Raw genomic sequence first — 13,846 nt, 5'->3', positions numbered from 1 at the left:
GAATCCACAAGCTCACCCTACTGCTTTAATTTGAGGTGGAAAACGTTCGGTTAAAAGCTGTCCCCTGGTACGCGTACCCAACCTTCCATCAAGATCCGAGCACTGCGGCTCATGATCGCTTTATCCACTTGCCAACGTCCGTCAATACAGCTGGCTTTCGCGCCGACCTTTAGCGTCCCTGATGGGTGACCAAACGTTACCGCTTGGCGATCGCCACCACCGGCGGCGATATTGACTAACGTACCTGGGATAGCGGCTGCGGTGCCAATTGCAACGGCAGCCGTACCCATCATCGCATGGTGTAATTTACCCATAGATAGGGCGCGAACGTTCACATCAATATCGTTTGTATCTATTGATTTGCCACTTGATGCGACATACGGCTTCGCCGGAGCCACAAAGGCAATTTTCGGTGTGTGCTGTCTCGTTTTGGCTTGCTCTAATGAATCAATCAACCCCATTTTCATTGCGCCATGTGCACGAATTAACTCAAAGCGTTCCAGTATTTCACTACTCGAATTAATGTCATCTTGCAGTTCGGTGCCCGTATAACCTAGCTCATCTGCGTTTAAGAAAATGGTTGGAATGCCCGCATTAATCATGGTCGCATTTAACGTTGCAACGCCTGGCACGTGCAACTCATCAACTAAATTTCCGGTGGGAAACATCGCTTCGCTTGGATCAACTGGCGCGATAAACTCTACCGGTACTTCCGCTGCTGGAAAGGTTACGCCATCGAGCTCAAAATCGCCGGTTTCTTGGACTTCGCCGTTTATCATCGGTACTTTGGCGATAATCGTTTTTTCAATATTTGCTTGCCAAATGCGTACCGTTGCCACCCCATTGTCAGGAACTCGATCGCGGTCGACCAACCCCGAGTAAATTGCAAAGCTGCCCACTGCTGCGGTTAAATTACCGCAATTTCCCGACCAATCGACAAATGCTTTATCAATCGCCACTTGACCAAATAGGTAGTCTACGTCGTGATCCTCTTTTTCGGTTTTTGACAATATCACGGTTTTACTGGTACTCGAGGTGGCACCGCCCATGCCATCGGTTTGTTTACCGTATGGGTCTGGGCTACCAATTACCCTCAGTAACAACTTATCTCGAGCCTCGCCCGCTACCTGACAACGCTCAGGTAAATCGCTTACATTAAAGAACACCCCTTTTGACGTACCACCGCGCATGTATGTAGCTGGGATTTTCACTTGCGGAATATGAGCCATTACGCTCTCCTTTTTTGTTATAAAAAAGCAGTAAATAGCTTTATTTACTGCTCTCTAATTTATCGGTTACTGAGTTGACTTCTAACCACGAAATCTGCCGTTTTTTCTCAGTCAAAACAGCGCTAACAATCTGTTATGCGTTAGACTCTAAGAAGTCTTGAGCAAACTTTTGAAGAACGCCACCAGCATTGTATACCGACACTTCTTCTGCCGTATCCAAGCGACATTTCACGCCGATTTCGACCACCTCACCGTTTTTGCGCGTCATCAATACCGTCATCATCGCGCCTGGTGCGGGTGTGCCGATCACATCAAACGTTTCGCTGCCATCAATACGGTATGTATGACGGGTATCACCGGCGTTAAACTCAAGCGGTAATACGCCCATACCAACCAAATTGGTGCGATGAATGCGTTCAAAACCCTCGGCGACAATGGTTTCAACACCAGCAAGGCGTACCCCTTTAGCCGCCCAATCTCGCGAAGAGCCTTGTCCGTAATCGGCACCGGCTATAATACACAGAGGTTGCTTGCGCTGCATATACGTCTCGATGGCTTCCCACATTCTGCTTTGCGTGCCTTCAGGTTCAATACGGGCAAGCGAACCTTGAATTACCTCACCCTGCTCATTGCGCACCATTTCGTTGAGCAATTTCGGGTTAGCAAACGTTGCTCGCTGTGCCGTTAGGTGATCACCGCGATGAGTTGCATACGAATTGAAATCTTCTTCTGGCAAACCCATTTTTGCCAAATACTCACCGGCGGCACTCGATGCCAAAATCGCATTCGACGGTGACAGGTGATCGGTGGTGATGTTGTCGCCTAATACCGCCAGAGGACGCATTCCTTTCATCGTGCGCTCACTTGCTAGAGCACCTTGCCAATAAGGGGGACGACGAATATAGGTACTCATTTCGCGCCAGTCATATAATGGACTTTCCGCATTATCGACATTGCGAATTTCAAACATCGGCTGATAAATTTTCTTAAATTGCTCAGGCTTTACTGCGGCCTTGACAATGGCATCGATTTCTTCATCTGATGGCCATAAGTCTTTAAGGCGAATATCATTGCCCTCGCCGTCTTGCCCTAGCACATCTTGTTCAATGTCAAAACGCACTGTACCGGCAATCGCATAAGCAACCACTAAAGGTGGCGACGCTAAAAATGCTTGTTTAGCATACGGATGAATACGACCATCGAAGTTACGATTACCCGACAATACGGCGGTTGAATACAAGTCACGCTCAATCACTTCTTGTTGAATTTGCGGATCTAGTGCCCCTGACATACCGTTACACGTCGTACAGGCATAACCTACGATACCAAAGCCAAGTTGCTCTAACTCTGACAATAAGCCGGCTTCTTCAAGATAGAGTTTGATCACCTTTGAACCGGGTGCAAATGACGTTTTAACCCACGGTTTACGCACTAAGCCTAATTCATTGGCGCGCTTTGCCAGCAAGGCGGCGGCTATAACGTTGCGCGGATTAGAGGTATTGGTACAACTGGTTATTGCGGCGATAATGCACGCGCCATCAGGCATATTACCTTGCCAGTTTTCAAGATCGGGTTGCTGCCACTGACCAGCAATTTCTCGCTCTGCCAGTGCCGAGGTTGGCAATCGACGATGCGGATTCGAAGGACCAGCCATATTGCGCACAACTGACGATAAATCAAACTCTAACACGCGCTCGTAGCTCGCCTCAGTCATGCAGTCGGCCCAAAGCCCTGTATGCTTAGCGTAGTTTTCAACAAGGGCAACTTGCTCTGGATCACGCCCCGTAAGCTTAAGATAATCTATGGTCTGCTCGTCGATATAGAACATACCTGCCGATGCGCCAAATTCTGGCGTCATGTTTGAGATTGTCGCTCTATCACCAATCGTCAACTGACGAGCGCCGTCACCGAAGAACTCTAAGTAACTTGAGACCACGCGCTCTTTGCGCAAGAATTCGGTAATGGCTAAAACGATATCGGTTGCGGTAATGCCCGGTTGACGTTTACCTATCAACTTAACACCAACGATATCGGGTAGACGCATCATTGATGGACGACCGAGCATAACCGTTTCCGCTTCAAGGCCGCCGACGCCAATCGCAATAACACCTAAAGCGTCAACATGTGGGGTATGTGAATCGGTGCCGACACAGGTATCTGGGAAAGCGACACCGTCGCGAGACTGAATAACAGGCGACATTTTTTCCAAATTAATTTGGTGCATAATGCCGTTACCGGCTGGGATCACATCGACATTTTCAAACGCGGTCTTGGTCCATTCAATAAAGTGAAACCTATCCTCATTGCGTCTGTCTTCAATCACTCGGTTCTTATCAAAAGCCTCTGGATCAAAGCCCGGAGCTTCAACGGCTAGTGAGTGATCGACAATCAGCTGGGTCGGAACTACAGGGTTAACTTTAGCAGGATCGCCGCCCTTTTCGGCGATTGCATCGCGTAAACCGGCAAGGTCCACCAAGGCAGTTTGCCCCAAAATATCATGACAGACGACTCGGGCTGGGTACCATGGAAAGTCTAGATCGCGTTTGCGTTCAATAAGTTGTAATAAACTGTCATTTAAGGTACTGGGGTCACATTTGCGCACCAACTGCTCGGCTAGAACTTTTGATGTGTACGGCAATGTGTCGTAGCTGCCTGGTTTTAACGCCTCAACCGCTTCACGGGTGTCAAAAAAATCAATATTGGCATTTGGTAGCGGTTTTCGGAATTGGTAATTCATATCAATATCCAATGAAAATTTGAACAAATTAGGGGAAACTTGCGCTTCCCCTGACTGGTGATCGCACTGATCACGGACTTATTACACCCTATTAGCGTTCAGCGATAGGCGTTACGGTGCGTGGTTCAGGACCGACGTAATCTGCGCTTGGGCGAATAATGCGGTTGTTGTCGCGTTGTTCCATCACGTGCGCTGCCCAACCGGTTAAGCGCGAACATACGAAAATCGGTGTAAATAACTTGGTGGGAATACCCATAAAGTGATAAGCCGAGGCATGGAAAAAATCGGCGTTGCAGAACAGGCGCTTGGTATCCCACATGTATTCTTCACAGGCAACTGAAATGTCGTATAGCGAGGTATCGCCAAACTCATGCGATAACTTTTCAGACCAAGCTTTGATGATCGTATTGCGCGGATCTGATGTGCGATATACCGCATGGCCAAAGCCCATGATTTTTTCTTTGCGCTCAAGCATGCCCGCCATTTTTTCTTTCGCATCGTCAGGCGAAGTGAATTTTTGGATCATATCCATAGCGGCTTCATTCGCACCACCGTGGAGTGGACCACGCAACGATCCGATAGCACCAGTGATACATGAGAACATATCTGATAACGTCGAAGCACAAACACGGGCAGTAAACGTTGAGGCATTAAATTCGTGCTCTGCGTACAAAATTAATGACACATCCATGACTCGACGGTGTAAGTCTGACGGAGTTTCACCAGTTAATAATTTAAGGAAATGACCACCAATAGAATCTTCGTCGGTTACACAATCAATTACTACACCTTGATGACTGTAGCGATACCAGTAGGTCATTATCGCAGGGAATGCCGCTAGTAAACGGTTTGCCGCGCGTTGCTGCTCAGAAAAATCATTTTCTGGTTCAATGTTACCTAAAAATGAACAACCCGTTCGCATTACATCCATTGGGTGCGCGTCACGAGGAATGCGTTGCAGTACTTCTTTTAGTGCTTGTGGTAAGTCGCGCATCTCGGCAAGTTCGGCTTTATACGCTGCAAGTTCTGCTTGGTTTGGTAATTCACCGTTAAACAGCAAATAAGCCACCTCTTCGAACGTCGCATTTTCGGCTAAATCAGATACATCATAGCCACAGTAGGTTAATCCTGTACCTGATTTACCCACTGTACACAGTTTGGTTTCACCCGCGCTTTGACCGCGCAAACCTGCGCCACCTAGTTTCTTATCAACCATATTTCTATCCTATTATTTAAATTTTTGTTGTAATAAAAGCGTCTTCGAACACATCGAACAAGCGCTAATTTATTGTTGTTATTTATTTGTTTTTGCCTTGTGCAAATAACGAATCGAGTTTCTTCTCGTAGTCGTGATAGCCGAGGTAATCGTATAAGTCCATACGCGTTTGCATGGTGTCGAGTACGGCTGTTTGATCGCCGTCGGCCAAAATGTGTTGATAGACATTTTCTGCGGCTTTATTCATCGCTCGAAATGCCGATAACGGGTATAACACCATGGCGCAGCCCCACTCACCTAACTGCTGCTTATTCCACAATTCAGTTTTACCGAACTCGGTAATATTGGCCAAAATTGGCACGTTTAAAGCCTCGGCAAACGCTCGGTAGTGCTCTTCGGTTTGCACCGCTTCAGCGAAAATTCCATCAGCGCCGGCCGCAACGTACGCTTTCGCGCGTTCGATAGCTGCTTCAAGACCTTCTTGCGCAAACGCATCAGTACGGGCCATGATGAAAAAATCAGGATCAGTACGCGCGTCAACCGCTGCTTTGATACGGTCGACCATTTCCTCTACCGATACGATTTCTTTGTTTGGACGATGACCACAGCGCTTTTGCGCCACTTGATCTTCAATATGAACCGCTGCCGCTCCGGCTTTTTCCATATCGCGAATGGTCTTAGCAATATTAAATGCCCCACCCCAGCCAGTATCAATATCGACCAACAGTGGCAAAGAGGACGCTGAGGTAATACGCTGTACGTCGGCAATCACGTCGTTTAACGAGGTCATGCCTAAATCTGGTAGGCCGTAGGAGGCGTTAGCGACACCACCGCCCGATAGGTAAATCGCTTGATGGCCAATTTGCTCTGCCATCATTGCCGCGTACGCATTAATGGTTCCGACAATCTGCAATGGCGTGTTTACAGCAAGAGCTTGGCGAAACTTTGCTCCTGGAGATAATCTTGTTGTCATACTAGGTTTCCTTTTGTAATTTTTTTTCGATGTTTTTGCGTGATGCGGCAATGTGACGCCGCATAAGCAGTTCAGCTAACTCGCCATCTCGATCGGCGATTGCCGTTAAAATATGATGATGTTCATCAAAGGCGCGCGTTGCTCGCGGGCTATTCATACCAAACTGGAAGCGATACATACGTACCAAGTGATACAATTCACTGCACAAAATGGTGATCAGCTGCTGGTTGTGGCTACCGAGAATTACCCGATAGTGAAAATCCAGGTCGCCTTCTTCCTGATAGTAGGCAACGCCTTGTTTGAGTTGCTTAGTATCGGCGTGTAACGATAAAACCTTCTGTAAATCAGCAATTTCCGAATCACTCATATTCTGTGCTGCTAGACGACAAGCCATGCCTTCAAGAGCCTCTCTTACTTGATATATTTCAAGTAAGCCGGCAACAGTACACTCCACCACACGACAACCAACATTGGCTTTTCGTTCAATCAAGTGACAGCGCTCTAGTCGATTAAGCGCCTCCCTTAAAGTGGAACGACTGATGTGGTATTTTTTTGACAATTCGGGCTCAGATATTTTGCTTCCAGGCGCAATGCGCCCTTCAACGATATCCGCTTGCAGAGCTTGAAATATCTTATCGGACGTAGTTACAGCGGTGTATTGTGCAGGATTCGTAATAGTCATCATATTGTCGACAATTTTTAAGTTATTGAAGATACTACGCCATTTATCCTCGTTGTCAAGGTTATAAAGGCTCATTTTGTCGACAATATTTATTCAATACAGGCTGAAATAGCGACAAATCGCTTATGAAAATGTGATTTTGTATGACATACAGGTGTTTGAATTGTATTGGTAGACTTGATTTGTTGACAACAATCACATAACAGGAGAATCTCTTTCAATATCACCTAGTTTGGATTTTAACTACTTGTTCGTTAATTACATAATAAATATGACAGGCACTGGCGTCCATTTTCAATGATTCGAGCCATTCACTGTTAAGACGGCTAGTTTTAGCCACCGGATGTATCAAAACGGTTAAAACCTTGAGTAATTGTCTAACAATATTGCACGCAGAATGGTTTTACAATTAACCAAAAAACCAATAACAAACCGCGATCGCAGCGCTGATACCGGCCACATCAGCGATCAGCCCACAGGCAATAGCATGACGGGTATAACGAATACCGACACTGCCAAAATACACCGCTAACACGTAAAATGTGGTTTCAGTAGAGCCCTGCATTATCGATGCCAAACGACCGGCAAATGAATCTGCACCGTGATGATTCATCGTTTCAATCATCATCGCCCGCGCCCCTGAGCCACTTAATGGTTTTATCAATGCGGTGGGCAAAGCATCAACGAATCGGGTATCTGCACCGAGCAACTCAATTGCGCGACGAATACTTGCGACTAAAACATCAAGTGCGCCGCTCGCGCGCACCAAACCGATAGCACACAGCATCGCCAACAAATACGGCAAGATGCGAATACACACGGCTAAACCTTGTTTAGCCCCTTTGATAAATTCATCGTACACATTAACCTGTTTGCTGTGGGCGTATAGCAAAAAAAACAGTAATACTGATAGAATCAGCAAGTTACCCATTAAAGACGACTGTTGACTGAGTTGCTCTGCCGACAAACTGATCATATAAGCGACAAGAGCGCCAAACAATGCAAAAGCACCGCCTAAATACGCCATGATCACCCCTTGCCAAAGGCGGATTTTTTGCACCCAAGCAACGGCTATTAGACCCGCCATGGTCGATGCAAACGTGGCCAGTAATATCGGCAAGAATACATCGGTTGGCTCAACAGCTCCTTGTTGCGCACGATAGACAAACACCGTGATCGGAAATAGCGTGACTGAAGACGTGTTGAGCACCAAAAATAATATTTGCGCGTTCGATGCGGTATCTTTTTTTGGGTTAATAGATTGCAAATCTTGCATAGCTTTTAACCCCAGTGGCGTAGCTGCGTTATCGAGCCCTAAGAAGTTGGCTGATAAATTCATGGTTATCGAGCCAAATGCTCGATGATCTTTCGGCACATCCGGCATCAATCGACTAAATAAAGGCGAAATAGCATGCGCTAATTTAGCGACTAATCCACTTTTTTCAGCAATTTGCATCATACCGAGCCAAAAGCTCAAAATACCGATCAAGCCAATGGCAATGTCCACCGTCAGTGACGACATATCAACCAAGCTTTGCAATAGTTGTTGGAATATACTGGGGTTGTCGATAACCAACCATTGATAGAGTGCGCTAATAAATGCGATGACGAAAAAAGACAGCCAAATTAGATTTAACATAGCAAGACATTATTATTTTTTTGCTCACCTTAGCACAATGTCATGAAAAAGATAATGCCAATAAATCTATGTTAACGCCGGATCACAGCACAAGGTAGCAACGCTGTAAAACTGCTAGCCCAAGCCAATAGCTGTGCATAAGCTGTTAGTCACATGTGATAATGATGTAAACAAGGTGAATATAAAACATTAACAAAACACAGAGATTAGAATATAAGCTACTGTTTTATATAGTATTTAAATAGATAAAAAATATTGGACTTTTACATTTAGTGTACTAAACTTAAAAGTCCAGACAGATTTTAAATATGATGTCACCTGTGTCACGGTAACCCAGAATATCGGTTACAAAGAGTAACGGTTACAAAGAATAACGGTTACAAAGAATATCGGTTACAAAGTGATCGCATAACTGCGACGGTTCGTAAAAAGAATTATACACGCAAGTAGTGAGTAACTGGTGTGACAAACACAGATGAAGACGACATCATATGAACTGAATAAGTATCGGTTTATTAGCGCAGGCTCAACCTATGAGCCATTCCCCTGAGCCCGAAGCTCCTCATTGCTTCGGGCCTTTTTTTTGTCTCCTTGCCCCATACAGTCATTAATTCGCAGCTGAGTCTGAATTTAAACCGCACCGCTGACATTGGACATGACATAACCGACAGCGTTGACACCCGTTACGACAGCAAACCTGTAGCCTTATTTGCCAAACAATCGACGATAATTGTCACTGCTAAGTTTGGCAATCTGCTCTAGGTCTTGACCGCGCACATCGGCCAACATATTGGCAACTTCGACCACGTATGCTGGTTGATTTTGTTTTCCGCGATGTGGCACCGGTGCTAAATAAGGCGAATCGGTTTCGATCAAAAAGCGATCGTCGGGGACTTTGCTGGCGACATGACGCAAAGCTGCAGCATTTTTAAAGGTCACGATACCGGAAAAAGAAATATAAAAACCCATAGCGATTGCCTGCTCGGCCATTTCCCAAGATTCGGTAAAACAATGCAAAACACCACCAACCTCGTGTGCCTTGTGTTCGCGCATAATGGTCAAGGTGTCGTCCTGGGCATCTCGCGTGTGGATGATCAACGGCTTGTTTAGTCGTCGAGCAACTCGGATGTGTTTGATAAACGCATCGCGTTGTATGTCTTTGGTTTCTGGCGCGTAGAAATAATCCAAGCCAGTCTCACCGACGGCGATAACTCGATCATTGCTGGCAAGTTCAAACAACCTCTGTTCATCAACGGCGTCTTGTTGATTTAATGGGTGAACACCGCAAGATATGTCGACATTGGCATAAGGTTGGGTTTTATCTGCCATCATTTGAAAATCATCTAATGTCACAGATACACACAACATTTGCTGAACACCAGCCTGCCCTGCTGCATTGACGACGTTATCAAGGCTACCGTCAAAATCGCTAAGATCGAGTCGATCGAGGTGACAATGAGAATCTATATACACGTTTACTCCGCTTTACCACTAAAAAAGGAGTTCTCAGAACTCCTTTTGTAATTACATTTCACCTCATTATACGGATATAAACCGCTACATGGTATAGGTTGGGTCTTTAGAATTTAACATACGCCCCAATTTTGACTCAATTTGGTTACGCACGTTGTGCTCGTCATTAACAAACGCCACACCAACACCGGGATCCGTTCCATTTTGGGCACCATATGGGTTTACCCAACACACGCTGGCTTCTAACGCAACCGGTTCAAGCTCACCAGGTAAGGTAATGCTCAACTGTACTGGCGCGTCCAAGTCCAGTTGTTCTGCCGTTTTGATAAACAAACCGCCTTGCTTAACAAATGGCATGTAGGCCATATACAGCTCGCGTTCGCTCTTGTAATTCAATACAAATTTATTCATTTGTCATATCCCTTGTTATGATCTTCACGGCTACAACACGGCTATGATGCGGTCCGTAATTGTTCGGCTAAATCAACCGTAAGCTCTTCTAATATAAATACTTTATTAGCCTGAGTTAATGTCTTTAACTTGCGGTTCGCTTGCATAACCAGCTGCAAACACCGGTAACTTCGCTGACCGTCTAAGTACTGCGTACAGGCGCCCAATGGACTGTTATCCAATGCCTCAGACCAACCACTGTAGTAGCGGTATAGACTTTCAAATGCGGATAACAACCAACGCATGCCATGCTCACTGGCAAGCATCTGCTCTACCAATTCGTCGCCGTTATCAGCGTTTTCGATAAACTGAATTAAAGATTGCCATAATCCACATTTTTGTGCAAATGTTGCGTCATCGGTTAATTCACTTATCTCGGCTACGGTACTAAAGGCATGCACCGCTTGCTTGTTGGTGGCTATTGCTGCCAAGTCAGCCCCTCGTGGTGGCTTTATGGCAACTTTTGCGCATCGCGAGGTAATGGTTGCCAATAATTGCTCGGTGTCGTTGCACACCAACAGCAAGTAACTGTTATTGGTCGGCTCTTCGAGTGTTTTTAACAGCGCATTGGAAGCTGCTTCTGTCATATGTTCCGCGCGGTTAATGACCACCACTTTATTACCACCGAGTTGCGCCGTTTTTTCCAAAAACTGACACCCTTGACGCACAGCGTCAACACCGACGACTTTATCGTCGTTATCGATAATGACAATATCGGGGTGAGATTGAGCGGCAAGTAAACGACATGACTTACATTGTCCACACGCACTGCCATTGACAGCTGGCGAGTCGCACAATAACTGATGCGCTAACCACTGAGCCAACGGCCATTGCCCTGCCCCATAGCTACCGTAAAACAATAACGCATGCGCCAACAAGCCGCGCTGACGTTTGTCAAGTAATGCCTGTTTGCTGCTGTGCAACCAAACAAAGTCGTCACTTTGTGTTGTCATTACAATGAACCTAATGTTGGCAAATGGGTCGCTAACGCTTGACGAATATCCGCGTGAACTTGTGTCATTGTTTGACTCGCATCAATGTGAACTATGTGCTCATCACGCTTTGCTAACTCAACGTACTTATCGCGTACGCGATGAAAAAAGTCGATTTTTTCCTGTTCAATGCGATCTAAGGCGCCGCGTGCGGCCGCTCGCTGTAAGCCGATCTCAGGGTCAATATCTAGGTATAGCGTGAGATCCGGCTTAAAATCCCCCATAGTAATTTTTGCAATAGTATCAATGAGCTGATCGTCGAACTGACGACCGCCACCTTGATACGCACGAGAAGACAAGTCGTGTCGATCGCCTATCACCCAAATACCTTGGTCAAGCGCGGGCAAAATTTTATTCGCTAACAGTTGCGAGCGACTGGCGTACATCAAAAACAGCTCGCATTCTTTAGTCAATTTCTCGTCACTGGGTTGCTTAACGAGATCGCGTAATTTTTCTGCTAAATCGGTACCACCAGGCTCTCGGGTTTTGATATAGTCGATTTGCTTGGCGCGCAACGCCTCTTCAACAACGGCAATCGCAGACGATTTACCGGCGCCTTCAATACCTTCGACAACAATAAACTTACCTTGCCTCATGCTTATTTTTTCCCTCTAATGTATTTGTCGACTGCTCGGTTGTGCTCTTGCAGCGTTTTTGAAAAGTAGTGTTCGCCGTTGCCTTTACTGACAAAGTACAAGTAATCACTTTGTGCGGGTTTAACACTCGCTTGTATCGCTGACTCCCCCGGCATGGCGATGGGTGTTGGGGGCAAGCCGTCTATGCGATAAGTGTTATACGCCGTTTTTTCTCGCAAGTTTGCATAGGTGATATCACCGGTGTAGCGATCTCCTAAGCCATAAATGATGGTCGGGTCGGTTTGCAAGCGCATGCCCTTTTTTAAGCGCGATACGAAAACAGACGCAATTAATGGCTGCTCACTCACTTTAGCGGTTTCTTTTTCGATCAGCGACGCCATGATTAAAGCCTCATAAGCCGTTTTATACGGCAAGCCATCAACGCGCTGTTGCCAACTGGCATTGAGCACATTGAGCATTCTGGTATGTGCTTGGCGCAGAATATCGATATCTTTGGTGGCGGCCGTGTATTGATAGGTATCGGGAAAAAACAGGCCTTCGGGGTGGTCGAACTCAGAGCTCAATAGCTGTAAAATTTGCTTGTGGCTCATGCTCCCTATAGATTGGGTAATGTGTTCACTGGCTTGCAATTGTTGTAGCCATTGACCAAAGGTAGAACCTTCAACAAAGGTAATTTTAAATTGCGCTTCCCGCCCATCTCTCATCATTGCCAACAGATGCACCATATTGTCATTGCGACTTAGCTGATAGGTACCCGATTTAATACGCGTGCGATCGGCAAACACTTTGGCATAAATTCGAAAAGGCAAGGTTGAGTTAATCCAACCTCGTTGCTGCATATCGTTGATCACAGCGTGATAGGTTTGTCCTCTGTCAACGGTGTACAGTGAGCTCTGGGTCAATTGCAAAGGAGCCTGCAACGCGGAGCTGACGTAGTGAAACACGCCGCCTGATGCGACAACAAGGAGTGCTAAGGCACTAAAAAATAACCGTAACCGCATGATTTATTCCATCAACCATTGATTTAACTGTGAAACCAGTGCTTGCTCTGGTCCCAGTTTTTTACCATTTAACTCAATAACAGGGGCGACGCCAAGCACACTATTGCATATAAACATCGCATCGATGGCGCTGAGGTGTTGCGCTTCGACCGTCACCTGTTGTGCGTTAAGATGTCTGAGTAAACGCTGCCTGATCAAGCCCTCTACCCCTGCGTGAACGATTTTTGGTGTATACCAAATACCGTTTTCTCGCCAAAACACATTGGCACTTGAACACTCGATAACAACGCCGTTTATATCCGTAACTAATAACTCGTCAACCGCACGCTGCTCAAGTTCCTGTCGAATCAACACCTGTTCCAGTCGATTTAAATGCTTAATTTTGGCAAGTAACGGATTGATGCCAAGCTGGGTTTTGGCGGTTGCCATACGAATACCCTCGGTGCGCCAGTGGCCGTAGTGTTGAGGATAGTTTGAGGTTTGTACGATAACAGTCGGCCTAGCACTGGTATCGCGGGCATAACCGCGCTTCGACGTACCCGCACTGATAATAACTTTTAGTACCCCGTATTCTTGGTGCTCGGCCGCGAGGGCTATTTCCTCAGCAACCGCGCGCCAATCGATATCACCCAATTGCAACTGCTGCACGCTGCGCTGTAACCGTTCAAGGTGTGCATCGTGCATTAGTAGACGACTGTTGTAGATCAAGCCGGTGGTAAACACCCCATCGCCAAACGATACAGCGCGATCAAATACGCTAACTAACGCCGTTTGCTGAAAATTAACGGAGACAAAGTTCATAATACCGATTTAATGAATAAGTTATTGTTATAAAAAAATGCCCAACAACTATAACAA

The 13,846-nt window shown here is 46.2% G+C and carries 12 protein-coding genes; all 12 read right to left on the bottom strand.

The features are described from left to right. Nucleotides 1-50: 50 nt before the first annotated feature. The 12 genes from prpF to pabC all read right to left on the bottom strand — a co-directional run bounded on the left by prpF (nt 51) and on the right by pabC (nt 13,789). The gene (gene prpF / locus ACAY30_RS06485) at nt 51-1,229 is read right to left on the bottom strand and encodes a 2-methylaconitate cis-trans isomerase PrpF (RefSeq protein WP_290251589.1); all 1,179 of its coding nucleotides are present in this window, start codon (nt 1,227-1,229) and stop codon (nt 51-53) included. A 133-nt stretch (nt 1,230-1,362) separates the two neighbouring features. Beyond that, a complete protein-coding gene (gene acnD, locus ACAY30_RS06480) occupies nt 1,363-3,966 on the bottom strand; it encodes a Fe/S-dependent 2-methylisocitrate dehydratase AcnD (protein ID WP_290251588.1) in 2,604 nt (867 codons plus the stop codon). A 91-nt stretch (nt 3,967-4,057) separates the two neighbouring features. Continuing rightward, nucleotides 4,058-5,182 (bottom strand): 2-methylcitrate synthase, encoded by a 1,125-nt coding sequence (gene prpC, locus ACAY30_RS06475; protein WP_290251587.1) that lies wholly within the window; start codon nt 5,180-5,182, stop codon nt 4,058-4,060. Nucleotides 5,183-5,264: 82 nt separating this feature from the next. Continuing rightward, nucleotides 5,265-6,155 carry a methylisocitrate lyase gene (gene prpB / locus ACAY30_RS06470; RefSeq protein WP_290251586.1) on the bottom strand — a complete coding sequence of 297 codons (891 nt, stop codon included), beginning with the start codon at nt 6,153-6,155 and terminating at the stop codon, nt 5,265-5,267. Between the two features lies 1 nt (nt 6,156). Then, nucleotides 6,157-6,837 carry a GntR family transcriptional regulator gene (locus tag ACAY30_RS06465; RefSeq protein ID WP_290251604.1) on the bottom strand — a complete coding sequence of 227 codons (681 nt, stop codon included), beginning with the start codon at nt 6,835-6,837 and terminating at the stop codon, nt 6,157-6,159. A 409-nt stretch (nt 6,838-7,246) separates the two neighbouring features. Beyond that, the gene (locus ACAY30_RS06460) at nt 7,247-8,476 is read right to left on the bottom strand and encodes a nucleoside recognition domain-containing protein (protein WP_290251585.1); all 1,230 of its coding nucleotides are present in this window, start codon (nt 8,474-8,476) and stop codon (nt 7,247-7,249) included. A 705-nt stretch (nt 8,477-9,181) separates the two neighbouring features. Further along, nucleotides 9,182-9,949, bottom strand: a complete 768-nt coding sequence (locus ACAY30_RS06455) for a TatD family hydrolase (RefSeq protein WP_290251584.1) — start codon at nt 9,947-9,949, stop codon at nt 9,182-9,184. An 84-nt stretch (nt 9,950-10,033) separates the two neighbouring features. Next, the gene (locus ACAY30_RS06450; protein ID WP_290251583.1) at nt 10,034-10,360 is read right to left on the bottom strand and encodes a PilZ domain-containing protein; all 327 of its coding nucleotides are present in this window, start codon (nt 10,358-10,360) and stop codon (nt 10,034-10,036) included. A gap of 41 nt (nt 10,361-10,401) precedes the next feature. Continuing rightward, nucleotides 10,402-11,352 (bottom strand): DNA polymerase III subunit delta', encoded by a 951-nt coding sequence (gene holB, locus ACAY30_RS06445; RefSeq protein WP_290251582.1) that lies wholly within the window; start codon nt 11,350-11,352, stop codon nt 10,402-10,404. Further along, the gene (gene tmk, locus ACAY30_RS06440) at nt 11,352-11,987 is read right to left on the bottom strand and encodes a dTMP kinase (protein ID WP_290251581.1); all 636 of its coding nucleotides are present in this window, start codon (nt 11,985-11,987) and stop codon (nt 11,352-11,354) included. Before tmk ends, holB begins: the two co-directional genes overlap by 1 nt. Before the next feature lie 2 nt (nt 11,988-11,989). Beyond that, nucleotides 11,990-12,988 carry an endolytic transglycosylase MltG gene (gene mltG, locus ACAY30_RS06435; protein ID WP_290251580.1) on the bottom strand — a complete coding sequence of 333 codons (999 nt, stop codon included), beginning with the start codon at nt 12,986-12,988 and terminating at the stop codon, nt 11,990-11,992. A 3-nt stretch (nt 12,989-12,991) separates the two neighbouring features. After that, the gene (gene pabC, locus ACAY30_RS06430; RefSeq protein ID WP_290251579.1) at nt 12,992-13,789 is read right to left on the bottom strand and encodes an aminodeoxychorismate lyase; all 798 of its coding nucleotides are present in this window, start codon (nt 13,787-13,789) and stop codon (nt 12,992-12,994) included. Nucleotides 13,790-13,846 lie beyond the last annotated feature (57 nt).

This window comes from Thalassotalea ponticola (genome assembly GCF_041379045.1).
Lineage (GTDB): Bacteria > Pseudomonadota > Gammaproteobacteria > Enterobacterales > Alteromonadaceae > Thalassotalea_A > Thalassotalea_A ponticola.
This window is presented reverse-complemented; position numbering and strand designations above follow the sequence as displayed.

Coding starts and splice junctions, on each gene's coding strand:
- prpF (WP_290251589.1), bottom strand. CDS start 1,229: ATGGCTCATATTCCGCAAGTGAAAATCCCAGCTACATACATGCGCGGT.
- acnD (WP_290251588.1), bottom strand. CDS start 3,966: ATGAATTACCAATTCCGAAAACCGCTACCAAATGCCAATATTGATTTT.
- prpC (WP_290251587.1), bottom strand. CDS start 5,182: ATGGTTGATAAGAAACTAGGTGGCGCAGGTTTGCGCGGTCAAAGCGCG.
- prpB (WP_290251586.1), bottom strand. CDS start 6,155: ATGACAACAAGATTATCTCCAGGAGCAAAGTTTCGCCAAGCTCTTGCT.
- ACAY30_RS06465 (WP_290251604.1), bottom strand. CDS start 6,837: ATGACTATTACGAATCCTGCACAATACACCGCTGTAACTACGTCCGAT.
- ACAY30_RS06460 (WP_290251585.1), bottom strand. CDS start 8,476: ATGTTAAATCTAATTTGGCTGTCTTTTTTCGTCATCGCATTTATTAGC.
- ACAY30_RS06450 (WP_290251583.1), bottom strand. CDS start 10,360: ATGAATAAATTTGTATTGAATTACAAGAGCGAACGCGAGCTGTATATG.
- holB (WP_290251582.1), bottom strand. CDS start 11,352: ATGACAACACAAAGTGACGACTTTGTTTGGTTGCACAGCAGCAAACAG.
- tmk (WP_290251581.1), bottom strand. CDS start 11,987: ATGAGGCAAGGTAAGTTTATTGTTGTCGAAGGTATTGAAGGCGCCGGT.
- mltG (WP_290251580.1), bottom strand. CDS start 12,988: ATGCGGTTACGGTTATTTTTTAGTGCCTTAGCACTCCTTGTTGTCGCA.
- pabC (WP_290251579.1), bottom strand. CDS start 13,789: ATGAACTTTGTCTCCGTTAATTTTCAGCAAACGGCGTTAGTTAGCGTA.